At 71.6% G+C, this 23,380-nt stretch carries 20 protein-coding genes; 9 read left to right on the top strand and 11 right to left on the bottom strand.

Annotation, left to right across the window (positions count from 1 at the left end; translation table 11 throughout):
- The first annotated feature begins 33 nt into the window (after positions 1-33).
- On the top strand, positions 34-891 hold the full coding sequence (locus GFH49_RS14955) for an aldo/keto reductase (RefSeq protein ID WP_155056359.1): 858 nt from the start codon (positions 34-36) through the stop codon (positions 889-891).
- A gap of 317 nt (positions 892-1,208) precedes the next feature.
- The gene (locus GFH49_RS14950; protein WP_155056358.1) at positions 1,209-2,027 is read left to right on the top strand and encodes an SAM-dependent methyltransferase; all 819 of its coding nucleotides are present in this window, start codon (positions 1,209-1,211) and stop codon (positions 2,025-2,027) included.
- A 34-nt stretch (positions 2,028-2,061) separates the two neighbouring features.
- Here GFH49_RS14950 and GFH49_RS14945 read toward each other — a convergent pair whose 3' ends face one another.
- Positions 2,062-2,982, bottom strand: a complete 921-nt coding sequence (locus GFH49_RS14945) for a helix-turn-helix domain-containing protein (protein ID WP_155056357.1) — start codon at positions 2,980-2,982, stop codon at positions 2,062-2,064.
- 94 nt (positions 2,983-3,076) lie between these two features.
- Positions 3,077-3,307: a DUF397 domain-containing protein gene (locus tag GFH49_RS14940; RefSeq protein ID WP_155056356.1), complete on the bottom strand. Its 231-nt coding sequence runs from the start codon at positions 3,305-3,307 to the stop codon at positions 3,077-3,079.
- 187 nt (positions 3,308-3,494) lie between these two features.
- On the opposite strand from GFH49_RS14940, the gene GFH49_RS14935 reads away from it, so the two are divergent.
- Positions 3,495-4,046 carry a hypothetical protein gene (locus GFH49_RS14935; protein ID WP_196217991.1) on the top strand — a complete coding sequence of 184 codons (552 nt, stop codon included), beginning with the start codon at positions 3,495-3,497 and terminating at the stop codon, positions 4,044-4,046.
- A 136-nt stretch (positions 4,047-4,182) separates the two neighbouring features.
- A complete protein-coding gene (locus tag GFH49_RS14930; protein WP_155056355.1) occupies positions 4,183-5,952 on the top strand; it encodes an ABC transporter ATP-binding protein in 1,770 nt (589 codons plus the stop codon).
- 12 nt (positions 5,953-5,964) lie between these two features.
- Here the strand turns inward: GFH49_RS14930 and GFH49_RS14925 are convergent, their stop codons facing one another.
- The gene (locus GFH49_RS14925; RefSeq protein WP_155056354.1) at positions 5,965-6,321 is read right to left on the bottom strand and encodes a hypothetical protein; all 357 of its coding nucleotides are present in this window, start codon (positions 6,319-6,321) and stop codon (positions 5,965-5,967) included.
- A gap of 421 nt (positions 6,322-6,742) precedes the next feature.
- Between GFH49_RS14925 and GFH49_RS14920 the strand changes: the two genes are divergently transcribed.
- On the top strand, positions 6,743-6,979 hold the full coding sequence (locus GFH49_RS14920; protein WP_155056353.1) for a hypothetical protein: 237 nt from the start codon (positions 6,743-6,745) through the stop codon (positions 6,977-6,979).
- Between the two features lie 30 nt (positions 6,980-7,009).
- Here the strand turns inward: GFH49_RS14920 and tgmB are convergent, their stop codons facing one another.
- The 3 genes from tgmB to GFH49_RS14905 form a co-directional block, all read right to left on the bottom strand.
- Positions 7,010-7,993, bottom strand: coding sequence for an ATP-grasp ribosomal peptide maturase (gene tgmB / locus GFH49_RS14915; protein WP_155056352.1), 984 nt, complete (start codon positions 7,991-7,993; stop codon positions 7,010-7,012).
- 16 nt (positions 7,994-8,009) lie between these two features.
- Complete coding sequence (tgmA, locus tag GFH49_RS14910; RefSeq protein ID WP_155056351.1) at positions 8,010-8,201, bottom strand: putative ATP-grasp-modified RiPP; 192 nt, start codon at positions 8,199-8,201, stop codon at positions 8,010-8,012.
- 177 nt (positions 8,202-8,378) lie between these two features.
- On the bottom strand, positions 8,379-8,675 hold the full coding sequence (locus tag GFH49_RS14905; RefSeq protein ID WP_155056350.1) for a DUF1232 domain-containing protein: 297 nt from the start codon (positions 8,673-8,675) through the stop codon (positions 8,379-8,381).
- A gap of 199 nt (positions 8,676-8,874) precedes the next feature.
- Between GFH49_RS14905 and GFH49_RS14900 the strand changes: the two genes are divergently transcribed.
- A complete protein-coding gene (locus GFH49_RS14900) occupies positions 8,875-9,906 on the top strand; it encodes a hypothetical protein (RefSeq protein WP_196217990.1) in 1,032 nt (343 codons plus the stop codon).
- 12 nt (positions 9,907-9,918) lie between these two features.
- Here the strand turns inward: GFH49_RS14900 and GFH49_RS14895 are convergent, their stop codons facing one another.
- On the bottom strand, positions 9,919-11,025 hold the full coding sequence (locus GFH49_RS14895) for a hypothetical protein (protein ID WP_155056349.1): 1,107 nt from the start codon (positions 11,023-11,025) through the stop codon (positions 9,919-9,921).
- A gap of 526 nt (positions 11,026-11,551) precedes the next feature.
- Between GFH49_RS14895 and GFH49_RS14890 the strand changes: the two genes are divergently transcribed.
- A complete protein-coding gene (locus tag GFH49_RS14890) occupies positions 11,552-12,070 on the top strand; it encodes a hypothetical protein (protein ID WP_196217989.1) in 519 nt (172 codons plus the stop codon).
- Between the two features lie 12 nt (positions 12,071-12,082).
- Here GFH49_RS14890 and GFH49_RS14885 read toward each other — a convergent pair whose 3' ends face one another.
- The 4 genes from GFH49_RS14885 to GFH49_RS14870 all read right to left on the bottom strand — a co-directional run bounded on the left by GFH49_RS14885 (position 12,083) and on the right by GFH49_RS14870 (position 20,104).
- Positions 12,083-13,447 (bottom strand): FAD-dependent oxidoreductase, encoded by a 1,365-nt coding sequence (locus tag GFH49_RS14885; protein WP_155056348.1) that lies wholly within the window; start codon positions 13,445-13,447, stop codon positions 12,083-12,085.
- Between the two features lie 212 nt (positions 13,448-13,659).
- Entirely contained in the window at positions 13,660-14,466 is an 807-nt protein-coding gene (locus GFH49_RS14880) for a chitosanase (RefSeq protein ID WP_328288278.1), read from the bottom strand.
- Between the two features lie 34 nt (positions 14,467-14,500).
- Positions 14,501-17,239, bottom strand: coding sequence for a SpoIIE family protein phosphatase (locus GFH49_RS14875; protein ID WP_155056347.1), 2,739 nt, complete (start codon positions 17,237-17,239; stop codon positions 14,501-14,503).
- 366 nt (positions 17,240-17,605) lie between these two features.
- On the bottom strand, positions 17,606-20,104 hold the full coding sequence (locus GFH49_RS14870; protein WP_155056346.1) for a SpoIIE family protein phosphatase: 2,499 nt from the start codon (positions 20,102-20,104) through the stop codon (positions 17,606-17,608).
- A gap of 280 nt (positions 20,105-20,384) precedes the next feature.
- Between GFH49_RS14870 and GFH49_RS14865 the strand changes: the two genes are divergently transcribed.
- On the top strand, positions 20,385-21,536 hold the full coding sequence (locus GFH49_RS14865) for a PP2C family protein-serine/threonine phosphatase (RefSeq protein ID WP_328288277.1): 1,152 nt from the start codon (positions 20,385-20,387) through the stop codon (positions 21,534-21,536).
- A gap of 209 nt (positions 21,537-21,745) precedes the next feature.
- On the top strand, positions 21,746-23,224 hold the full coding sequence (locus GFH49_RS14860) for an MFS transporter (protein WP_155056399.1): 1,479 nt from the start codon (positions 21,746-21,748) through the stop codon (positions 23,222-23,224).
- Positions 23,225-23,380 lie beyond the last annotated feature (156 nt).

Below are 23,380 nucleotides of genomic sequence, written 5' to 3'. Positions count from 1 at the left end.
CCGCCCACGACAGCCGGAAGAGGTCACGATCACATGCACACTCGCCGCATCGGTGACGTCGAGGTCAGCGCGATGGGCCTGGGCGCTATGCCCATGTCGATCGAGGGGCGACCGGACGAGGCCCGCTCCCTCGCGACCATCCACGCCGCGCTCGACGCCGGTGTGACGCTGATCGACACCGCGGACGCCTACCATCTGCACGCCGACGAGGTCGGCCACAACGAGACGCTGATCGCCAAGGCCCTCGCCTCCCACGGCCGGGGAGCGGACGTCCTGGTCGCCACCAAGGGCGGCCATCTGCGCCCCGGCGACGGCAGTTGGACCCTCGACGGCAGCCCCGAGCACATCAAGGCCGCCTGTGAAGCGTCCCTGCGCCGACTCGGCGCGGAGGCCATCGGGCTCTACCAGTTCCACCGCCCCGACCCGCGTGTGCCCTACGCCGAGTCCGTCGGCGCGGTACGCGACCTGCTGGACGAGGGCAAGATCCGCATGGCGGGGATCTCCAACGCGAACCCGGGCCAGATCAGGCAGGCGAACGACATCCTGGGCGGCCGACTGGTCTCCGTCCAGAACCAGTTCTCGCCCGCCTTCCGCTCCAGCGAGCCGGAATTGCGCCTGTGCGACGAACTAGGCATCGCGTTCCTGCCCTGGAGCCCGCTCGGCGGCATCGCCCGCTCCGGGGAACTCGGTTCCGCCCACGCACCGTTCGCCCGTGTCGCCGAGGCCCACGGAGTGAGCCCGCAGCGCGTCTGCCTGGCCTGGATGCTCGCCAAGTCGCCGGTCGTCCTGCCGATCCCGGGCGCGAGCCGACCGGAGACCATCCGTGACTCCTGCGAGGCGGTGAACCTGACGCTCACGCCCACGGAGATCGCCGACCTGGACGCCGCCTGAGCCGACACCGGCCGTCCCGCTCCGGCCCGGCCACAGCCATGGGGTCAGCGCCCACCGCCGGTGCAGGCTGCTCAAGCAGTGGTTCCCCGGTGATCTGCGGGAGCCGTCCCGTACAGCCCGGCCCGCCCCCGCCCGATCGACGCGAGCTGAACGCTCCGGACCGGGGGCGTTTGTCGCCCCGGTCACCGCGGCGTTCGCCAACTCCTCCATCAGGAGGGCTGGTTCAAGCGTGCACTGGCCGCGTCGGTCGCCAAGTCCCTAGGATGTGTTCCCAGTCAGGCCAGTCCAGTTGGCGCGGCAACGAGGCCGGGGGAACGATGCACACCGACAAGCAGCTGTCCACGTCGATCGACGCCGAAGTGCCGACTGCCGCCCGGATGTACGACCACTACCTGGGCGGCAAGGACAACTACGCCGCCGACCGTGCGGCCTGCGAGGAACTCGACAAGGTCGTGCCCAGCACCCGCCGGCTCGCCGTCAACAACCGCCGCTTTCTGCAGCGCGTCGTCCGGACGCTCGCCGAGGACCACGGAATCCGCCAGTTCCTCGACCACGGATCCGGTCTGCCCACCCAGGACAACGTGCACCAGGTCGCCCAGCGCGTGCACCCCGACTCCCACGTGGTCTACGTCGACAACGACCCCATGGTGCTGGTCCACGGCCGGGCACTGCTGGAGCAGGACGAGCGCACCGCCGTCATCCACGCGGACATGCGCGAGACCGACGCCATCTTCGCGCACCCCGACACCCGGCGCCTGATCGACTTCTCCCAGCCGGTCGCCGTGCTCTTCAACTCGGTGATGCACTGCATCCCGGACAGCGACACGGACGGCCCCCTCGCCGTGGCCCGCCGGGTGGCCGCACGACTGGCGCCCGGCAGCTTCATGGTCATGTGCCAGCTGGTCAGCGAGGACCCCGAAGTACGCGCCTTCGTCACCGACTTCATGGACAAGGCGACCCAGGGCCACTGGGGCCGCGTGCGGCAGGAGAAGGACGTCGCCGCACTCTTCGAAGGCCTGGAGATCCTCGAACCGGGCCTCGTGGAGGTCTCCACCTGGCGGCCCGACTCCGAGGTGACGCCCCGTCAGCTCACCCACGAATGGATCGAGTTCGGCGGCGTCGGCCGCCTTCCCTGAGTCCGGGTGAACGCTCGTGTTCCCCCGAGGCCGGTCAGGCCTCGGGGTACCGCCGCTCCATCGTCTCGCGCAGCAACTCCAGTGACGCGCGAGGCGTGAGCGCCTCGTCGGCCAGCCGGTCCAGGGCGAGCCGGTACTCCTCCGTCTCGTCCTGGTCCTCCAGGAAGTTGGCGCTCCTGATGTGCTCCAGATAGACGACGTCGGGCAGATCGAGACCGCCGAAGCGCAGATATGTGATCGGTATGGCCGGCGCCGACGCGTTCGTCACGTCCAAGGGCACGATCTGCACGGTCACGTTCGACCGCTGAGCCATCCCGATCAGCTGGACCAGCTGCTCGCGCATGACGTCCACGCTGCCCAGAACCCGCAGCAGGACCGATTCGTCGATCACCGCCCACAGTTGCGGCGCATCCGCCCGCAGCAGCAACTCCGTCCGCCGCGTGCGCAGTTCGACCCGGCGCCGGACCTCGGCGGCGGGTGCGGTCGGCAGACCCCGGCGCACCACGGCCCGGGTGTACTCGGGAGTCTGCAGCAGACCCGGGACGTACTGGATCTCGAACGTACGGATCGCGGCCGCCGCCTCCTGCAACCCGACCAGCCGGTCGAACCACTCGGGCATCAGACGCTTGTCGTAGCGCTGCCACCAGCCCGGCTCACCGGCCCGGTGCAGCAGCTTCAACAGCACCGACGCCTCGTAGCCGTCCGTGCCGTACAGCTCCAGCAGCGCACGGACGTCGCTCTCGGCCGGGGGACGGCGGCCCTTGCCCGCCTCGATGCGCGAGAGCTTGGCGGGACTGAAGCCCAGGGCCCGCGCCGCCTGGTCCTGGGCGAGCCCGGCGTCCTCACGGAAGCCGGTCAGCTGCACACCGACCAGCATTTTCAGCAGAGTCGGGGCGGGCTCGGGCCGGTCGAGATAGGGTTCGAGCAGGGAGATGCGATGCGACTCTGCTGACATCCAGACTCCCGCGGACCGGCATGAGGGTGATTCACCCTATCGCACCGGACGTCCTGCGGCATGCCTGTCGCAGCAGCGGAGTCGACCTGTCCGGCTACAGCAGATGGTCGAACTCGCCGTCCTTCGCGCCCGCCAGGAAAGCCGCCAACTCGGCCGCCGTGTAGACCAGTGCGGGACCGTCCGGATCGCGGGAGTTGCGCAGCGCGACGCCTCCGTCGACGAGCGCGGCGATCTCCACGCAGTTGCCCTCGGCGTTGCTGTGCCGGCTCTTGACCCAGCGGGCGTCCAACGAACTGGCCCGCACTCCGTTGTGTACTGGTGGCACCGCGGTCTCCTTGCTGTTCACGACCCACGCGATTGCACGCGGCGTACTGCGACGGTCGTACCCGCTCCCGCCCGCTTCTCACGCAATTTCCCGTGCAATTGCACGCGGGCGCTGTCGCTGTGGATAATAGCTGCGGCGTCAACACTGCATCCGGCGCCCAGTTCTGACGTCGCATCGGGGAGATGCCGTGTCATCACCTGCGGACCGACCACGCCACACGTCGAGCGAGGCAGCACAGCGCCACGTACCGCCCAAGGGCTTGGCGCGGGCCACGCCCCTGACGGCGCTGGGGCGGGTTCCGTGGCGTGAGATCAAGGACTCCACCGGCTCCGCGGCGGCCATCCCGCTGCTCCTCAACAGCGTCGCGTGGGGTGACGCCGACACCGCCCGCTCCGCACTCGACGACCTGCGCACCCGCATCTGTCAGTACGGCTTCGTGGTGGAACAGGCGACGGCGGCCACCGTGCCGTTCCTGTGGGAGCTCGCCCAACTGCCCCATGTGACCTGCCGCGCGCAGATCATCCAGCTGCTCAGGAGCATCGCCGACGCCCGTCAGTGGGAGAGCACCGCGGCCGTCTACCCGAAACTGCTCCATCATCGCGAGAACCACGTGGTGTGGGAGCGCCGGGCACGCCAGGCCGTGCGTGCCCGGCGCGGCGAACTGCGGCTGCTGATGAACGACGAGGACACCGAGATCGCGCGGGCCACGACGGAACTCGCGCGAGTCATAGGAGCCTGATCGCAGCGGACCTCCACAAGCTGGTGTACGTCCGGTCGGCCGGGGAAGAACGCGCCGGGGGAAAGCGCTTGCACCCCTTGTCCGCCGTACCGCCGCCGGCCACCGGCCACCGGCCACCGGGGAGGAAAAGCCGTTCATGGCTTCGTCGTTGGAGAGACCGCTCGACCATCGCTACCGGGGCGAACACCCGATCCGCACCCTCGCCTACCTGTTCCGCGCCGACCGCCACCGTCTCGCGGCGGCGGTCGGCGTCTTCACGGTCAAGCACAGCCCGCTCTGGCTGCTGCCCCTGATCACCGCGTCCATCATCGACATCGTCGTCGAGCACCAGCCGATCGGCCGGTTGTGGACCAGCACGGTGATCATCCTCTGCATCCTGCTGGTCAACTACCCCCTGCACGTGCTCTACGTCCGGCTCCTGTACGGCAGCGTCCGGCGCATGGGCACCACGCTGCGCTCCGCCCTGTGCACCCGTATGCAGCAGCTGTCCATCGGCTACCACTCCCGGGTCAGCGCCGGAGTACTCCAGGCCAAGGTCGTGCGCGATGTGGAGACCGTCGAGCAGATGGTGCAGCAGACCGCCGAGACCGGCCTCGGGGCGACCACCGTGCTCGTCGGCGGCCTCGTCATCATCGCCGTGCGCACACCCGAGTTCGTGCCGGTCTTCCTGGTCGTCGTGCCCGCCGCCGCGCTCGTCGTGGCCCGGCTCAGGGCCCGGCTGCGCACCCACAACGAACACTTCCGGCACGAGGTGGAGACCCTGTCCTCCCGGGTCACCGAGATGACCCGCCTCATCCCCGTCACCCGGGCCCACGGCCTGGAGGGCAAGGCGCTGCGCCGCATCGACGGCACCCTGAACCGGCTGCTGACCTCCGGTATGCGCCTCGACCTCGTCAATGGCCGCTTCGGCTCACTGGCCTGGGTGGTGCTGAACGTGGTCGGCGTGCTCGTCCTCGCCGGCGCCGCGCTGGTGTCGTACTACGACGTCTGGGGTGTCACCCCCGGCGACGTCGTGATGCTCAGCGCCTTCCTGACGACGCTCACCAACTCCACGACCACGTTGGCGGGCCTCGCCCCGGTCATCACCAAGGGGCTCGAATCGGTCCGCTCGGTCGGTGAGGTGCTCCAGGCTCCCGAACTGGAGGACAACGAGGGCAAGGCGGAACTGACGTCGCTGCGCGGGGCCGTCACCTTCGAGCAGGTGGCTCACGCCTACGAGGACGGCGGCCGGCCCGCCGTACGGGACTTCTCGCTCTCCGTCGTGCCGGGCGAGACCGTCGCGCTCGTCGGAGCGTCCGGCGCGGGCAAGTCCACCGTCCTCAACCTCGTCATCGGGTTCATCCGGCCGACGTCGGGCCGGCTGCTGCTCGACGGCACCGACATGAACACCCTCGACCTGCGCACCTACCGGCGTTTCGTCTCGGTGGTGCCGCAGGAGTCGATCCTGTTCGACGGCACGGTCCGGGAGAACGTCGCCTACGGCATGGACGAGGCCGACGAGGAGGCGGTGCGGGCGGCGCTGCGGGACGCCAACGCGCTGGAGTTCGTCGACCGGCTGCCGCAGGGACTCGACACGGTGGTCGGCGAGCGCGGCGCGCGGCTGTCCGGCGGGCAGCGGCAGCGCCTCGCCATCGCCCGGGCGCTGATCAGGGACCCCAGGGTGCTCGTCCTCGACGAGGCCACCTCGGCGCTGGACACCCGGTCGGAGGCGCTGGTGCAGCAGGCGCTCGCCCGGTTGCTGCGCGGGCGCACCACGTTCGTGGTGGCGCACCGGCTGTCTACCGTGCGGGGCGCGGACCGGATCGTGGTGATGCGGGACGGCCGGATCCGGGAGGTCGGGACGCACGAGGAACTCCTGTGCCGGGGCGGTGAGTACACCGCGCTGCACAGCGGGCAGGTCGCCTGACGGCGGGCCCCGTCAGGCGGCGCTGCTCCGTGGGATCCGGTGCGGGCAGAACGCGTCGTGATCGGTGCCGCAACTGGTCCACCAGCGCTCGCAGCAGGCGGCGTGCAGCTCCGAGCGGACGATGTCGTCTGCGGCCCCGTCGCCCCGCCCGCGCTCGGCGACCGCCTGGGCGCGCAGCGCGGCGACGGTGCGGCGTTCGTCGTGCAGGACTGTTTCCCGTACGACGGCGATGACCGGGACCAGACTGGCGGCCGTGAACAGCAGCGCCGCCCACACAAGACCGCAGAGGAGTTCGAGGACCGCCGTCCAGGCGAGTCCCGCGCTGGTGAGGACGTACAGCCCGCAGAGCAGGCGATGGGAGACATGCATGGGCGAAGACCGTTCCTCCTGAGGGGGATGCCTCCTGCTCAACTGCCCGCGGCGGCACGGGGAAGCGGGTGTTTTCGGGCGGATCGTCCGTGACCGGGTGTCTGTCGTGACGTTGGTCGGATTCGAGCGGCAATCGTCAGCAATGCGCCAAGACGCTTCCTCGCTCCGGCCTTCTCGGCGAACTCGGCGCGAGCCGACCCGTGGAGGGTGCGCACACGGCTCAACACGTCATGTTCACCGGCGCCTTCAACCTGCTGTGGGCCACGTCCACCGTCCACCGTCCTCGTGATCGTTCGGCCCGCTGCACGACCGGCGCCTGACGTCAAGTCCACGACGGAATTCACACTCCTATGTGCCGCTGCGCCTACACTCGGCAGTCGGGCCCATGCGCATGGGCCGTGACTGAAAGGCACGTTGACGGGTGTTCCAGGATTCCCCCATCTACGACCGGCTCGTCGCCGAGCGCGGTGACGTCCCCCTCCAGGCCCGCAGCGAGGCCGAACGCGTCAGCAGGGAACTGGAGTTCGCCATGCGGCCACTGCAGTCCCACGGGCACGGGCACGGCCACGGGCACACGCCAGGCCTGGAACAGCGCCCGTCGCATCCGGGCGCGGGGTGGCAGCGCGCGGCCCTGCCTCCTGGTCCGCGGCCGCACTGACCGTCAGGGCCGCGAGGGCCGTGAGGGCCGTCAGGAAACCGCCGTGTTCGTGCCGTTGATCTGCGAGCGCCGTTCCGGACCGGGACGCGCCAGCCACTCCGCGATGCTGCGGGCGATCGGCTGACCGGTGTCCACCTCGACGAAGCCGAACTGCCCCGACTGGTTGCACTCCAGGAACCACCAGGTGCCGTCGGTGTCCTCGGCGAAGTCGAAGGCGCCGTAGGCCAGTTCCGCCTCGCGGAGGTAGAGGCGGACGGCGGCGGCGACGCGCGGCGGCACATCCGCGGGCTGCCACGGGGAGTCGGAGGGAGCGAAGCGGACATCCACCTGCTCGGGGTCGGTGTCCGCGGCCGTGACCTTGCGGGCGGCGAGCATCCGGTCGCCGACTGCCGTGAGGCGGATGTCCGCCCGCTTGGCGATACGCCGTTGCAGCAGGGTGGGGCCGAACGCGACGGCGGCGAAGTCCGTGCCCGGTGCCACCCGGCTGGTCGGCACCGCCCGCGGCGGGTCCTGCGGGTGCGCGCCGGAGACCGGCTTGACGACCAGATCGGGGTAGCGCTCGGAGAACTCGCGGGCGGCCTGCGGGAACGTCGTGATCAGGGTGGCCGGCACGGGCAGGCCGCACCGTTGGGCCAGCCGGAGCTGCCAGGGCTTGTGGCGTGCCCGGCGAGCCGCGTCCGGGTGGTTCATCCAGCGCGCTCCCGCACCGCGGAGCATGCCGTAGAGAGCCTGTGACGCCTCCTCGGTCAGCCAGGGGGACGGCACAGGGGCACGCGTGGCCGGAGCCCCCGGCCTGCGCACCCAGATCGAGCGCAGCCCCTCGATGCTCACCAGCCGCCCTCCGGCCGACAGATGGCCGCGGAACGCGCCGTGCACATACTCGCCCGACAGCGCGACCCCGCCGGTCAGATCGGCGGGGTCGATCCGGACGACCGGTATCCCGGACGCGTTGAGGTGCACCACCACCAGATCGGCCGTCACATCCGCTTCACAGGTCAGGATCAGGACGGTCATCGTCGCCGGTCCGTGTTCAGTCGTCGAAGTGAGTCTTCGAGCCCGCGGTGGACGTCGTGGTCCCCAGCTCTCTCAGCAGAGCGAGATCACGGGCGGCTATCTGGCCGTCCATGAGCACGTTCAACTGCAGCCCGGAGTCGTAGATGTACGGAATGGTGGCCTGCAACTCTGCTGCCGGACGTGCGTAGTTGAGCGCGAACGGTTGCATCGTCTCTCCCTCGTCGGTGCTGTGCCGATCAGCTGCGGTCGGCTGGCGGCAAAGCATGGTCCGCCGACTTCCTTCGCCTTCCAGAGACTTATACGAATCGAACGAGTGAATGGTTTCCTTACGCTGCGTAATCACAGCCTTTTCCCGTTCATGAGACGCGAAAAGACGTCCTGGGGTTCATGCGGGACCATTCCGGCCCTCGGCGCGCGAAGCGCCGAGGGGCGCGCGCAAGGAGCGCAGGGCGAGGAGCAGTACGCCGATGTCATCCAGGTACACCGGGTCCGGCACCAGGTCGGCGGGCAGTACGAAGTAGAGCAGGGCACCCCAGAACACCCAGCGTGGCCCGGTCGGCAGCCCGGCTCGGCGCAGTGCGCGCCGGGCCCGGACCAGCCGTACCAGCAGTGCGACGGCCACGGCGAGCAGGGCCGCCGCGAGGACCGCCGCCACGACGATCCATTCGGTGGTCGAATCCACAAGACCTCCTCGCGCCGTGCTTCTCCTTAGCGGATTTCCCGTTTGCGGTGCTTATATCGCCTGTCGGGAGCAGAACAGTCATACCTGTGGCCCACCTGAGTGGCAGGGTGCGGCGCGTGCGCCTGGAATGGTCAGCGATACGTCGCGTGTCGCGCGTCGGGGGCGCGAGAGCAACCGCACTCTTCCCAGGGAGCCGACCATGACGACCAGTTCCGCATCGCCGGGTTCGAACGGACCTGTGATACCCGTCACAGGGGCGCGGTACGGCGATCCGCTCGGCGGCCTCGTACAAGCCGCCGTCGCCGACCGGCCCCTGGAGGAGGTCGCGCACCTCATCACGCTGCTGGAGCAGTCGCCCCAGTACGCGCAGGCCACGGTGGACGCGCTCCGCGCGGTGGGAGTGACCCGGTCCGTGGAGGACGTCACCCGGCTCGTCGTCCTGCTGACCCGGCCGCCGCGCGACGCCGCCTGCGCGGACGAGGCGATCCGCGCCGCGGTGGGGTCCCGCCCGGTGGAGGAGGTGACCCGGCTGATGGACCTGATGCACAGGGCGCCCCTGGAACCCCACTGCGGGCAGGAGGCGGTACGGGCGGTCGCGACCGGGCGGCCTGTCGAGGAACTCGTGGAGCTGATCGGGCGGCTGGCGGTCGCACGCAGCGCGGAAACCGCCGACGGGCCGCCCGACGGGCCGCCGCTCGTGCAGGGGCTCGACGGCGAAGCGACCCCGGAAGCGGTCTTTCCGCCGCCCCCCGGCCGTCCGCCCACGGTGAACGGGGCTCCCCGCTGGCCGAGTCGGCTCGCCGTGGTGGCCCTCGCCGTCTGCGGCCTGCTCTGGTTCCCGCTCCAGCGCGAGGGCACCTCGCTGCGGGTGTACGGCTGCGCCCTCGGCGTGTCCGCCCTGTGCCTGGTCCTGGCCCTGCTGCTGACCATGCGGGCCGCGCCGCCGGTGCTGGCGGCGGCCGTCGTGGTCCCGGCGGTGCTGGCCGCGGCCCAGGTGTTCGAGGCGTGGCTGGACTCGGCGGGACTGTCCCAGGCACTGGATCTCACCCTCGCACCGAGCTGGGCCACCGGTCTGACCGCCGTATGCGCGGCACTGGCCGCGTTGATCGCCTTGCTGGTGAGCCTGGCGGCACAGTCACCCGGCGCGGACTCGGTGGCACGACTGATGGCGGAGGCGCAGCGTACGACGGACGCGCGCCGTACGGCGTCCGCGTACCGTACGGCGGACTGACGCCGATCCCGCTCAGCCGGCGTCGTCCTCGTCACGCCGCCGCGTCCGGGCGGTGCCCTTGAGGCGTTCGAACGTGCGCGTCAGCTGCTGGAGCGGAGAGCTGGTGTGCGCGTCGGGCGCGACGGGTTCCCGGGGAGCGGCGGCGGAGGACTCCCGGTACGCGGCCAGTGCCTCGTTGGCGCGCTCGGCCGCCTCCCGGTACAGATCCCGGGACTTGGTCATGGCGTCGAGTGCTTCGGCGTACATGGCCACCAACTTGCGCTCGCGGGCGAGTTCCTCTTCGAGCGTCAGCAGCCGCCAGTCCTCCCGGAACGCGGTGACGGCCGTTTCGGCGCCGTCCGGCAGCGGTCTGGCGGAGACGGCGTACCGCGTCAGGGTGCCGATGAGTTCCGCCGGCTCCGACCCGTCCAGGAAGACGCTGCGTACGGTCAGGTCCTGGGCCTCGTCCCGGTCGGGGGCCGGCGCCTTGGACAGCACCAGGGCACCGCCGCGCGGCACCTCCGCGCCGAACTCGCGCAGGGCCCAGTTGACCGCGCGCAGCTGGTGCGGAGCGGCGCGGTGCTCGACCACGCAGTGCCGCAGGCTCGGCGGCAGCAGCCGGGCCAGCGGCAGCAGTCCGCGCTCGTCGGGGGTCATGGCCTCGTGGACGACGACGTGGAGGCTCCAGCTGCCCCGCACGGAGTCGCGCAGGACGCGCCGCAGGGCCTTGTCGTCCGCGGGCAGGCGGTTGATGTCCCGGAAGCGCAGTCCGGTGACCGGTTCGTGGTCCCAGGCGGAATCCGGTGCCTCGGGCCAGAACATGGTGACGGGCGAGGGCCAGCCGGGGTCCCACAGCTGGTCCGCCTCAGCGACCAGGACCCACTCCCGTCCGCCCGCGGATTCGGGGGCGAACGTCAGCCGGGCCCGTACGGTCACGGCGTCGGCGACCTGCCAGCGGGCCTCGAAGATCCCCTCGGAGGCGTCCTCGGTGACCTCTAGATAGTCGTCCAGGACTCCGTTCTCCTTGCGGCGCCGGAGCGTGAGCCGGACAACTGCGTCCGCCTCGGGGCCGGCGTAGCGGCCACGGCCGAGCCACACGGTGGGCGGAATCGTGGGGTGGACGGTGGGGGAAATCGTCATGAGTCCATCTGTATGCGGGGTGAACGTACATCTGCCAGTATCGTCGCCGCAGGTCGCGCCGGAACACGCGGGGGTCCCGGACCCGCGTGGGCGCACGGGAGACGCGGCACGCACACGGGGTGTGATCGACGCGCTTCGGCCGACGGCCCTTCACTCATGGTCCGGACCCGGCCCGGCCATGACAATGACTCCCGGCGAACAGGGCCTGCCCACCATCCGCTTGGGGCGGGACCTGTTCGCCGCCCCGGCCGGCGACGGAGCGGACCATGACGGGCGGTCGACCCCGGCCGGGTCCACCAGGCGCACGGCGGCTCATCGGCACGTAGAAGACGGCATTTTGACGGTCACCGGCATGCAGACCCCGAGGAACGTTGCCGGGAGCCGGCAATGCGCCGTTGTGCTCCCGGCGTTCAGGATGGGCGTGGGGAGCACGACGGATCGGCTCCGGTGTCAGGGGCCGACAGGTGCCCGCACCGGAGCCCGGAGGGGAGCCGTGCCCCCGCGACACAGGAGCGGGGGCCGGCGGATGCGGACGATTCTCATGGCCGCCACCGGCATTCCCACCCTCTTGTTCACGGCAGCCCTCGTGGTGGTCGCCGGCTTCTGGCTGCTGGTCGTCGCGGGCGTCGCCGAACCCGGCTGCTTCGACCGGGATGTGGATCTCGGCGCCTGGGGGATGGGCGGGGTGCCGGTGGCGGTCGCGCTCTCGCTGCTGACCGTGGGGGCCTGGCTGATCGGCGTCGGTGCGGTCGTCCTGCTGGAGACGTTCGGCCCCGGCGGCGTCCCCGGCGGTCTGCTGCGCCTGGTGGTGCCGGTCGGCGCGCTGCTCGTGGCCTGGCGGCTGACCGGCCTGTCCGTACGGCCGCTGCGCCAAGGGGCCCGGGAACACAGCGACGCCGCCGACGAATCCCGCGCGACGGGAGCCGGCTGCGCGCTCGGTCTCAGCGACAGGCCGCACGCACGGCCTGTCGCTGAGACCCGGACAGCAGTCGCCGGCCGTCGGCTCGATTCGCCGACAGCGTCGCACAGCCCCCGGACCCCTTGATCACGCGCTCTGTCAGGCGCCGCTGGCCCCCAGCATGTCCTCACGCTCGACGATCTTCACGCGCTCGCGGCCCTGCGGCTCGCCCAGGGCCTTCTCCGCGGCGTCCAGCTTGTACCAGCCCTCCCAGGTGGTGAACCGGACGTTCCGCTCGGCGAGGAACGCGTCCACGGCGTCCGGATCGGGCGAAGCCGGCGTGTGCAGACGGCCGCTCGCGTGGTCGTCCAGCAGGCTGGCCACGGTCTCGTTGGCGTCGCCCTTGGTGTGGCCGATCAGACCCACCGGACCGCGCCGGATCCAGCCGGTGACATACGTCGACTGCAGGTGCTCGCCGCTCTCCTGGATGACCCGGCCGCCCTCGTCCGGGACGGTGCCCGACTCCAGGTCCCAGGGCAGCTTGGGGAGCTTGTCGGAGAGGTAGCCGACGGCGCGGTAGACCGCCGTGACGTCCCAGTCCTTGAACTCGCCGGTGCCCTTGACGTTGCCGGTGCCGTCGAGGGCGGTGCGCTCGGTGCGCAGGCCGACGACCTCGCCGTCCTCGCCGAGGATCTCCGACGGCGACTCGAAGAAGTGCAGGAACAGCTTGTGCGGCCGGTCGCCGACGTCGCGGATGGCCCAGTTCTCCAGGGTCTTGGCGACCATGTCGGCCTGCTTGTTGCCGCGCCGGGTCTCGATCGAGCCCTCGTCGTAGTCGATGTCCTCGGGATCGACGATGACCTCGATGGTGGGGGAGTGGTCCAGCTCCCGCAGCTCCATCGGGGAGAACTTCGCCTGCGCCGGGCCGCGGCGGCCGAACACATGGACCTCCACGGCCTCGTTGGCCTTCAGGCCGTCGTAGACGTTCGGCGGGATCTCCGTCGGCAGCAGTTCGTCCGCGGTCTTGGCCAGGATGCGCGCCACGTCCAGCGCGACGTTGCCGACGCCGAGGACGGCGACCTTCCTGGCGGTGAGCGGCCAGGTGCGCGGCACGTCCGGGTGGCCGTCGTACCAGGAGACGAAGTCCGCCGCGCCGTACGAGCCGTCGAGTTCGATACCGGGGATCGACAGCTCGCGGTCGGCCGTGGCGCCGGTGGAGAAGATCACGGCGTCGTAGAACGCGCGCAGGTCGTCCAGGCTGATGTCGGTCGGGTAGTCCACGTTGCCGAACAGACGGATCTGCGGCTTGTCCAGCACCTGGTGCAGGGCGGTGATGATGCCCTTGATCCTGGGGTGGTCGGGGGCGACGCCGTACCGGATCAGCCCGAACGGGGCCGGCATGCGCTCGAAGAGGTCGATGGACACACCGGGTTCGGCGGCCACGTCGGACTTGAGCAGTGCGTCGGCGGCGTAGATCCCGGCGGGGCCGGCTCCGACGATGGCTACCCGCAGGGGGCGGGGCATGATCAGGTTCCCTTCGAGCGGTGACAGACGATCTCGAACGGGAAGCTTAAACTAAGGTAACCCTAAGTCGGTACGCGGGTCCGTTCTATGAGCTCATAAGGCTACGTTATGAGGGGTACGGGCCTGGCGGCGCCCCCTGCGAGCTGCCGCCCCGCGTCCGGTGCGGCAGCCGCGCGGGCGTGCTCAGCGTGTTCAAATGTGTTCAAATGTGTTCAGCCGATGTGGTAACTGTCCCCGTACACCTTCCAGTTGAGCGGCGGATCGAGGTCCAGGTTGCCCTCACGCAGGAAGACGCGCTGGGCCGTGTCGACCCGGCTGGTGTCTCTGTGCGCCTTCTCCTGCTTCATCGCCCACACCCGGGCGTCGAGGAAGGCGTCCAGGTACGCCACCTCGTCCCCGCCCCGCGCCGGCGGCCGTGCGCTCTGCAGGGCCCGCCTGCGGATACTGCCGAAACCGGCTCTGTCGGATCCGTTGCCGTGCATGACGAGGGCGTCGTAGTACGCGAACTGGCCGAGCACGCGCAGTCCGTCCGCCTTCCCCTGCCGTACGGCCGGATCGAAGTACCCCCGGTCGCGTTCGTCGTCCTGCGCCTGCCGGAAGGCGCGGTCCTGTGCCGCCCGGCGCCAGTCCCGGGGGTAGTACGGGTCGAGACCCTCGTGCGAGTCGGAGCCGTCGACCTCGCGCAGCGCGGGCAGGTACCCGGCGAGCACATTGCCCGGACGGCGGTCGGCGTAGAGCTCCACCACGCCGAGCATGTCGCCGGTACCGGAGCAGAAGCCGACGATCCCGGCGGTGTAGCCGCGGCCGTCGCCGATGTCCTCGATGTACTGGTACTGCGCCTTCCAGTCGAGAGAGGAGTTCTCCGCGCTCGACACGAGCTTCATGGCGATCTCCTTCTTCGCCGGGTCGTCGAGGCCGGGCGCGCGGACGGTGCCGGCGTGCGGGACGTTGAGCAGGAGGATCCCGGTGGCCGACACGCCGGTCACGGCGAGCAGGACACGGCGAGTGGGGTGCCTCACGGGTGCTCCAAGGGGTGGTCGGGGGAGGCCGGTGTCACGTCAGCGGCTGCTCCGCCCAGATGACCTTGCCGTCGGGCGTGTAGCGCGTGCCCCAGCGCTCGGCGAGCTGCGCGACGAGGAACAGGCCCCGCCCGCCCTCGTCCGTCATGGCCGCGTACCGCAGATGCGGCGAGGTGCTGCTGCTGTCGAAGACCTCGCAGATCAGGGTGCGGTCGCGCACCATTCTGACGTGGATGGGGTCACCGCCGTACCGGATCGCGTTGGTCACCAGCTCGCTCAGGATCAGCTCCGTGGCGAACGTCAGCTCCTGAAGCCCCCAGCGGGCCAACTGGCGGGTGACGGAAGCCCGTACGTCCGCGACGGCCGCCGGGTCGGGCGGCACCTGCCACTCGGCGATCCGGCCGGCGTCCAGCGCCTGGGTGCGCGCCACGATCAGGGCGATGTCGTCGCTCGACCGGGCCGTGAGCCGCGAGTCCAGGACGGCTCGGCAGGTGTCCTCGGGTGAGTCGTCGGCCTGCTCCAGTGCGGCACGCAGCAGCTCCAGACCGACGTCGATGTCCCGCTCCCGGTCCTCGACGAGCCCGTCCGTGTACAGCACGATCCGGCTGCCCTCGGGCAGTTCGAGGTCGACCGTCTCGAACGGCAGACCGCCGAGGCCGAGCGGGGGACCGGCGGGGACGTCGGCGAACTCGACGCTGCCGTCGGGGTGGATGAGAGCCGGTGGCGGGTGCCCGGCGCGGGCGACGGTGCAGGTGCGGGAGACCGGGTCGTAGATCGCGTACAGGCAGGTCGCGCCGGTGACCGGAGCGCTGCCGTCCGCCGTCTCGTCCTGGTCGATGCGGCCGACCAACTCGTCCAGCAGGGAGAGGAGTTCGTCGGGCGGCAGGTCGAGGGAGGAGAAGTTGTGCACGGCCGTGCGCAGCCGTCCCATGGTGGCCGCGGCATGCAGTCCATGGCCGACGACGTCGCCCACGACGAGGGCGACCCGGGCGCCGGACAGCGGCAGTACGTCGAACCAGTCACCGCCCACGCCCGCCTGGGCGGGCAGATACCGGTAGGCGACCTCCAGGGCGTTCTGCTCGGGCAGGCTGCGGGGCAGCAGACTGCGCTGCAGCGTCACCGCCATGCCGTGCTCGCGCGTATAGCGGCGGGCGTTGTCGATGGACATGGCGGCCCGCGCCACCAGCTCCTCGGCGAGGGCGAGTTCGTCCGCGTCGAAGGGCTCCGGCTTCTCGGCCCGCCAGAAGGTGACCAGGCCCAGCACGAGGGAGCCCGCACGCAGCGGCACCGCGATCAGCGAGTGGATGCCGTACTCCACGACCTGCGCGGACCGCTCCAGGTCCTGGGCCCGCCAGCCCGGCGCCCGGCTCAGCTGCGGTTCGAGGACCGCCTGTCCGGAGCGCACGGCGCGGGCCTGGGGAGACGAGGCCACGTACCGGATCTGCTGGCCCAGCGGATAGAGCGGAGCGTCCTTGCGGATCCCGCTGACCGCCGTACGGAGCACATCGGCGCCCGCGTCCGGCTGGCCGCCGCTCAGCACGGCCTCGAACAGGTCCACGGTGGCGAAGTCCGCGAACCGCGGGACGGCCAACTCCGCCAGTTCCTCGGCGGTACGGGCCACGTCCAGGCTGGTGCCGATCTCGACCCCGGCGTCGTACAGCATGTTGAGCCGTTCGCGTGCCGTCTCCGCCCGGCCGGACAAAGCCCGCAGCTCGGTCGAGTCGCGGAGTGTGGCCACGCTGCCCGCCGGCGCTCCCTGGAGGTCGGTGGGCCGCTGGTTGACCGCGAGCAACCGGTCCCCGACCAGGTGGACTTCGTCGGTGGCGATCCGGCCGGAGGCCAGCAGGTCGGCGGTGTCGGGAGTGAGGCCGAGGTCCCGCACCTGCCGCCCCGTGGCGTCCTCGGGCAGGCCGAGGAGCCGGTGCGCCTCGTCGTTGGCGAGCAGCAGCCGTCCCTCGTCGCCGACGATCATCACGCCCTCGCGGACCGCGTGCAGCACCGCGTCGTGATGCTCGTACATGCGGGTCATCTCGTTCGGGCCCAGACCGTGGGTCTGCCGCAGCAGCCGTCTGCTGACCAGCGCCGTACCCGCCGTGGCGAGGGCGAGCCCCGCCGCCCCGGCGGCCAGTATGACCGGCAGTTGATCGTTCGCGGTCCCGCCGACGTTCTCCGTCGTGATGCCCGCCGACACGAGCCCGACGACGGACCCGTCGTCGGCCTTGACCGGTACCACGGCCTGGACCAGGGGGCCGATCGTGCCGTCGATCTCCTCGGTCACGATGCCCCCGGCCAGCGCGGGTTGGAGGGTGCCGACGAACTTCCTGCCGATGCGGTCGGGGAGGGGGTGGGTGTAGCGGGTCCCGTCGGTGTTCATGACGACGATGAAGTCGACCCCGGTCGCCTCGCGGGCCGCCTCGGCCCGGGGTTGCAGCACGTCCGTGGGATCGGGGTCGTCCAGCGCCTCGCGGGTGCCCGGCGCGTTCGCGAACGCCTCGGCGACGGCGACCGAGCGGTTGCGGGCCTCGATCGTGCTGTCGTGCCGCACCTGCAGCACCAGCGCCACCACGGCGGCCACGACCAGCAGCAGCACGATGACGACCTGCAGGACGAACACCTGCCCGGCGACGCTGCGCCCGCTCAGCGCCGACCGCAGCGCCGCGGACGGCTTCCGTCGCTGGTGCGCCGCACGCGCACGGCCCGGCGCGCGCGGGGCGCGCGGACCACTGGGGCGACGGGTCTTCCCCACCTCGGATCGACCCCCATGCCGGACCATGCGCCCATGTCTACACTGCGGGACCCCAGGAGGCGAGGGCCGTCACACAGCGTGACGGTCCCGCAGCGCGGTCACGGGCGTGGACGCCCGGGCCGACGTGTGGCCAGGGGCAGTCCGATGTCGCCCGGTCGGTCGCGGATGTGGCGGGCTCGGGTGGTGAGCCGGTCGGCGTGCGTGGCGTGGCGGGGGTGATCCGGAGTTCCGTGGTGCGGTTACGTGCGTGGGTCGGCGGGTGGTGAGGAGTAGGCGGTGTCGGCGGGGTGGTCGTGGGCGTGGTGGGCTGGGGTGGTGAGTGGGTGCGTGTCGGTGGTCGGTTGTGTGGCGTGGGTGAGGCGGTGGGGGTGATGGGCTGTTGTGTGGTGCGGGTCATGGGTGTGGGTGTGTGGGTCGGCGGGTGGCGAGGAGTAGTGCGATGTCGTCGGGGCGGTTGTGGGTGTGGCGGGCTCGGGCGGTGAGTCGGTCGGCGATGCCCGTCAGGGGGCGGCTGGTCGGTGTGCCCGACTCGGCGAGGGCCACCCGGAGTTCCGTGATGCCGTCGTCGATGTCGGCGCCGGGCCGTTCGACCAGGCCGTCCGTGTAGAGCGCGAGCACGGCGCCCGGCTCCAGCCGCAGCTCCGTCACCGGGTAGTCGGCGTGCGGGTCGACGCCGAGCACGACACCGCCGGGCAGGTGCAGGACGTGCGTGCTGCCGTCCGGGTCGCGCAGCAGCGGCGGCGGGTGTCCCGCGCGGGCCGCACGGGCGGCACCGGTCGCCGGGTCCAGCCGGATGTAGCAGCAACTCGCGAACTGTCCCGGATCGAGGTCGATCAGCAACCGGTTGACGCCGCTCATGACCTCGTCCGGCGGACGCCCGCCGAGCGCGAACGCCCGCACGGCGCTGCGCAGTTGCCCCATCGTGGCCGCCGCCTGCACCCCGTGCCCCTGGACGTCCCCGATGACCAGGGCGAGCCCGTCACCGGCCTCCACGACGTCGTACCAGTCCCCGCCCACCTCCATGCCCTGCGTACCCGGCAGATAGCGTCCCGCCGTCTCCACCCGCGGATGCGACGACAGGCGCCGGGGCAGGAGGGCCTGCTGCAGTCCGCGGGCCAGGGCCGCCTCGCTCTCGTAGCGCTGGGCCTTCTCCAGGGCGTGCGCGATCAGCCCGGCGAGCGCGGTCAGCACCGTCCGTTCCTCGGAGCTGAAGCTGCGGGGACGGTCGAAGCCGAGGATGCAGGAGCCGACGGGGCGGCCGGAGGCGATCAACGGCAGGAAGGCGCGGGCCCCTTTCGTGGCGTCGAGTGCGATGCCCGGGTACGCGGCGGCCAGATCCTGCATCGAGTCGAAGAACAGCGGCCGGCCCGAGGTCAGCGTCTCCACACCGGGCAGGCGGGTGTCCAGGCTGACTCCGTCGTACGGGGCCAGGAACCCCGGTGGGAAGCCGCTCTCCCACGCCAGATACAGGTGCCGCTCCTGCAGCAGGTAGATGGCGAGCCGTCGGCCGCCGAACGCGGGCAGCAGCTCCCGCATGACCACCGCGGACACCTGACGGGCGGTGACCGCCTCCGTCAGCGCGATGGCGAGGACGATGGGCCGGTACAGCGGAGCCATGGAGGGGCTGCCGGACGCCGGCGCCCGCTCGGCCGGTGAGTCGGTGATCCGCCCGGCCGGCTGGAGCGTGCAGGTCAGATGATCCGCGCCCGGGTACACGGACAGGGCGAGCCAGTCGCCCTCGTACTCCCCGCCGCCGTCCGCGGGCCGGCGGACGTGGCAGTGCACCGGATCCGGTGCCAGCAGGGCGCTGCGCAGATGGTCCTCGCAGGCCGGCTGGTTCAGCCAGGGCACGGTCTCCCACAGCGAACGGCCCAGCAGTTCGTCCCGCGACCGGCGCAGCAGCCGCGCCGCCCGCGGATTGACGTACACCACCAGCCCCAGCCGGTCCAGGCAGAACACGCCGTCCGGCAGGAGGTCGGCGGCCGTGTCCGCCCCGGCACCGGGATCCGGATCCAGCACCACGCCTCTCACCCGGTACGGGTCCGGGGGCCCGGCCGGCGGTGTGTCGTACGCCGTCCACAGCTCCACGAGTCGCAGCGCCCCGTCCTCGGCCCGCACGTACAGCGGCAGCGACGGAGGCTTGCCGGCGGCCGTCTCCCGCAGCGCGGCCAGGACGCGGGGTGCGTCGGCCGGTGTGGCCACCGCGTCGGCGAGGTCCCGCACGGACGGCGCGTCGTACGGCCCGCGCAGCAGGGCGTGCAGTCGCTCGTCCGCCGTCACGGCCCCGGTCGCCGGATCCCAGGCGAACCGGGCGATGCGCCCCGCGGCCGGGAGCGCGCTCGGCGGCTGGACGCACAGCGGCTCACCGTCCCAGGCGACCGGCGGGAGGGCCCCGGCCTCCAGACCCCGCAGGTCCGCCCCCAGCTCCTCGGCGAGCCGGGCCAGGCGATCGCGGACGGGCAGCAGTTCGGTGGCTTCCGGGGCAGCGGGGCGCAGGACGGTCAGGACGCCGTAGACCCCGGCCGATCCGGCCGATCCGGGCGCCGCCACGACGGGCACGTACAGCGAGCCGAACGGGAACGGCAGCCCGGCCGCGAACTGGGGGTAGCGGCGCATCGTCTCGGTGGCGTTCGGCAGGGCCACCTGCACGCCGAGCCGATAGGCGTCGGCGACGGGGAACGGACGGTCGACGTGCATCCGCCACCACGGGCGGAACAACTGCCCGGGCAGGCCGCAGAGCACCGCCAGGCGCAGCAGCCCGGGTGTGCTGGAGCGCAGATAGATACCACCGGCGCGACCGCCGGCCGCGCCGACCGCCTCCGTCGAGGCGTCGGCCAGCAGCGCGGCAAGCCGTCCGGGCATCCGGTGCGTGTCCTCGGCGCTCCGAGTCATCGGCCCTACCTCGTCCGTGTGCTGCCACTCGGGCGACACAGCAAGAATGCGCCACGACGCGCCCGGTTCGCACCTGGGCGAGGGGAACCGGACGTCCTGGTCCGCGCGGGGCGGAACGGGAGCCGGTTCCCGGACCGGTCGGCGCGCGCTGCGACGCCATCGCCGGATCACATCCATCGATACTGGAATGAATACGTCGGAAAGGGATGTGGTGGAAGACGACCGGGCTGTCCGACCCGCAACGGCCTCGGCCGACCGATTCGCCCTCGCGGAAAGGGCCGTGGCCGCCATCGGCACGACTCTCGACGAACGCAGGACGGGCGCCGAACTGGCCGCCTTTCTCGCCGAGGTGCTCTGCGACGCCGTGGCCGTCGACCTGTTCCCGCAGGACCGGGAACCGGACGACCCACCGGGTTCCCTGCGGCCCGTGGCGGCGGCGGGCCGGGGCGATCTGCTGGACGACCTGCGCCGGACTCCGCGCGGCGATGTTCTGGTCCGCGCCCTGGACGAGGGCCGCCCGCTCACCGCGTCGTTCACCCGGGCGGGCGGCAACCGGCTGGCCGCGCTGTCCGTTCCGCTCCTGGCCCGGGACCGCGCCTTCGGGGTGGTCCTCGCCGTCCGCACCGACCATGTCTTCACCGACGACGAAGCGGCCGTGGCCCACTACGCCGCCCGCCTGGCCGCCGCTCACCTCCACCACGCCGCCGAGCACCACGCGGCCCGCAAGACGGTGCTCGACCTGCAGGAGGTCCTGCTTCTCGCGCCCAGCCAGCCGCACCCGAACCTGGACGTGGCCACCCGCTACCTCCCCCTCGGCAGCGGCGCCCTCGTGGGCGGCGACTGGTACGAGACCGTGCGCCTGCACTACGGCCGCACGCTCCTCGTCATCGGCGACGTCATGGGCCACGGCCTGGACGCGGCCGTCGACATGAACGCCTACCGGTCGATGCTGCGCTACGTCGCCTCCACCGACCTGCCGCCGCACCGGATCCTGCGCCAGATGGACACCTCGATGTCCGAGGACGGCAACCGCAGGCCCGCGACCTGTCTGCTCGCCCTCCTGGACCCCGCGCGCGGGACCGTCGCCTTCTCCAGCGCGGGCCATCTGCCGCCTGCCGTCTTCCACCGGGACGGCACCGGAGAGCTGATCGGCCTGTCCGTCGGCCCGCCTCTCGGCACCGGCTTCTCCGACTACGACTCGGCCACCGTGCCGCTCACCCCCGACGACACCCTGCTGATGTTCACCGACGGTCTCGTCGAGCGCCGCGGCGAGGACATCGACGCCTCCCTGGCCCGGCTGGCCCGCCTTCATGTGCAGCCCGGCCTCGACGTCTCCCACCTTCTCGACGAGGTCCTCGACCGCCTGGGCGCCGACGCGGCGGACGACGACGTCGCCGCGCTGGCCGCACGCCTGCGACACCGAGTCGGTTGACACCGAGTCGGATGACACCGGTCCTGGCACCGGCAGGTGATCGAGTGGTGGTCCGCCGGGCGGCGGCGTACGGTCGAATGGTGGCCTGAACCGACCACTGGCTCGCCACGTCGCCACCCCGCCACCCCGTCATGACCAGCCCGCAGCCCGCACCCTCAGCACGGACCACCACTCAGCAGGAGCAAGAGGGCGGTGGCCGGGGCAGTGCGATGGCGCTTCTGGTCATCGCCTCCTGCCAGTTGATGGTGGTGCTCGACATCACCATCGTGAACATCGCGCTGCCGGAGATCCAGCGGGACCTCGACTTCTCCACCACCAGCCTGTCCTGGGTGGTCAACGCCTACACGCTGACCTTCGGCGGACTGCTGCTGCTCGGCGGGCGGGCCGGTGACATCCTCGGCAGACGGCGCGTGTTCGTCTTCGGCGTGCTGCTCTTCGTCCTCGCCTCGCTGCTGGGGGGACTGTCGCAGAATTCCGGCCAACTCCTCGCCGCGCGCGCCCTGCAGGGTGTCGGCGGCGCCATCGCCTCCCCCACCTCGCTCGCCCTGATCAGCACGACGTTCCGCGAAGGCCCTGAACGAAACCGGGCGTTCGGTGTCTTCGCCGCGGTCTCCGCGGGCGGCGGGGCGATCGGCCTGCTGGCCGGCGGGATGCTGGTGGAGTGGCTCAACTGGCGCTGGGTGCTGTTCGTCAATGTGCCGATCGGGCTGCTCATCGCGCTCGCCACCCCGCGCTGGATCCGCGAGTCCGAGCGACATCCGGGCCGCTTCGACCTGACCGGCGCGCTCACCTCGACCGTCGGCATGGTGCTGCTGGTGTACGGGTTCATCCGGGCCGCCCAGGACGGCTGGCTGGACGCACTCACCCTGGCCTCGTTCGGCGCGGCTGTGGTGGTCCTGCTGCTGTTCGTCCTCGTCGAACGCCACTCCAAGCAGCCCATCACGCCCCTGCGCATGTTCGCGGACCGCAACCGCGCGGGCACCTACGGGATGATGCTGAGCCTGGCTGCCGCGATCTTCGGCATGTTCTTCTTCCTCACGCTCTTCGTCCAGAACGTGCTGGACTTCAGCCCGCTGCTGACCGGCCTGGCCTTCCTGCCGGTGAGCGCGGTCATCGCCGTCGGCGCGGGCCTCGCCTCCCAACTCCTGCCGAAATACGGGCCGAAGCCGTTCATGGTGACGGGGGCCGTCCTGGCCGCGGCGGGACTGGCCTGGCTGACCCTCACCGACGTCCACTCCACCTACGCGGGCAGCATCCTGGGCCCGATCCTCGTCTTCAGCCTCGGCATGGGCATGGAGTTCGTGTCCCTGACCCTGATGGCCCTGTCCAATGTGCCCGTCCACGAGACCGGTGCCGCCTCCGGCCTGCTCAACGCCACCCAGCAGGTCGGCGGCTCGCTCGGACTGTCCATCCTGGTCACGATGTACGGCACGGCCAGCAACAACGAGGCCGACCAGCAGATCCCGGACTTCCTCTCCCAGGCGACCCCCGCCGAGCGGCTGCGCTTCGAACGCACCGGCCTGCTCCCCGCCCCATGGGCCGACGAGGTCCTCACCTCCGGTGTCTCCGCCGCCTTCATCATGGCCGCGATCTTCACCGGTATCGCAGCGTTGATCGCCCTCCTGGTCATCCAGGTCCGCCCCTCCGACCTGGAACGCCTCAAGGGCGGGGTCGGCCCGGTCCCCTGAGGCACCTCTCCGCGGCTCGCGGCTCGCGGCTGACGGATCCGGACGGCAGGGCTCGCTCCGCGGCCACTGCGCTGCTCCTGCACGGCGGGCGGCGCTGTCCGCCACGGCGTCCGACGTGCCCGCCGCGGCCGACGCACACCTGCCCGGCCCTCCCGC

The organism is Streptomyces blattellae (genome assembly GCF_009709555.1).
In the GTDB taxonomy this organism is placed as follows: domain Bacteria; phylum Actinomycetota; class Actinomycetes; order Streptomycetales; family Streptomycetaceae; genus Streptomyces; species Streptomyces blattellae.
This window is presented reverse-complemented; position numbering and strand designations above follow the sequence as displayed.

What these genes read in the sequence shown, in the direction of transcription:
- GFH49_RS14955 (WP_155056359.1), top strand. Translation starts at nt 34, where the DNA reads ATGCACACTCGCCGCATCGGTGACGTCGAGGTCAGCGCGATGGGCCTG.
- GFH49_RS14950 (WP_155056358.1), top strand. Translation starts at nt 1,209, where the DNA reads ATGCACACCGACAAGCAGCTGTCCACGTCGATCGACGCCGAAGTGCCG.
- GFH49_RS14945 (WP_155056357.1), bottom strand. Translation starts at nt 2,982, where the DNA reads ATGTCAGCAGAGTCGCATCGCATCTCCCTGCTCGAACCCTATCTCGAC.
- GFH49_RS14930 (WP_155056355.1), top strand. Translation starts at nt 4,183, where the DNA reads ATGGCTTCGTCGTTGGAGAGACCGCTCGACCATCGCTACCGGGGCGAA.
- GFH49_RS14925 (WP_155056354.1), bottom strand. Translation starts at nt 6,321, where the DNA reads ATGCATGTCTCCCATCGCCTGCTCTGCGGGCTGTACGTCCTCACCAGC.
- tgmB (WP_155056352.1), bottom strand. Translation starts at nt 7,993, where the DNA reads ATGACCGTCCTGATCCTGACCTGTGAAGCGGATGTGACGGCCGATCTG.
- tgmA (WP_155056351.1), bottom strand. Translation starts at nt 8,201, where the DNA reads ATGCAACCGTTCGCGCTCAACTACGCACGTCCGGCAGCAGAGTTGCAG.
- GFH49_RS14900 (WP_196217990.1), top strand. Translation starts at nt 8,875, where the DNA reads ATGACGACCAGTTCCGCATCGCCGGGTTCGAACGGACCTGTGATACCC.
- GFH49_RS14895 (WP_155056349.1), bottom strand. Translation starts at nt 11,025, where the DNA reads ATGACGATTTCCCCCACCGTCCACCCCACGATTCCGCCCACCGTGTGG.
- GFH49_RS14890 (WP_196217989.1), top strand. Translation starts at nt 11,552, where the DNA reads ATGCGGACGATTCTCATGGCCGCCACCGGCATTCCCACCCTCTTGTTC.
- GFH49_RS14885 (WP_155056348.1), bottom strand. Translation starts at nt 13,447, where the DNA reads ATGCCCCGCCCCCTGCGGGTAGCCATCGTCGGAGCCGGCCCCGCCGGG.
- GFH49_RS14875 (WP_155056347.1), bottom strand. Translation starts at nt 17,239, where the DNA reads ATGGTCCGGCATGGGGGTCGATCCGAGGTGGGGAAGACCCGTCGCCCC.
- GFH49_RS14870 (WP_155056346.1), bottom strand. Translation starts at nt 20,104, where the DNA reads ATGACTCGGAGCGCCGAGGACACGCACCGGATGCCCGGACGGCTTGCC.
- GFH49_RS14860 (WP_155056399.1), top strand. Translation starts at nt 21,746, where the DNA reads ATGGCGCTTCTGGTCATCGCCTCCTGCCAGTTGATGGTGGTGCTCGAC.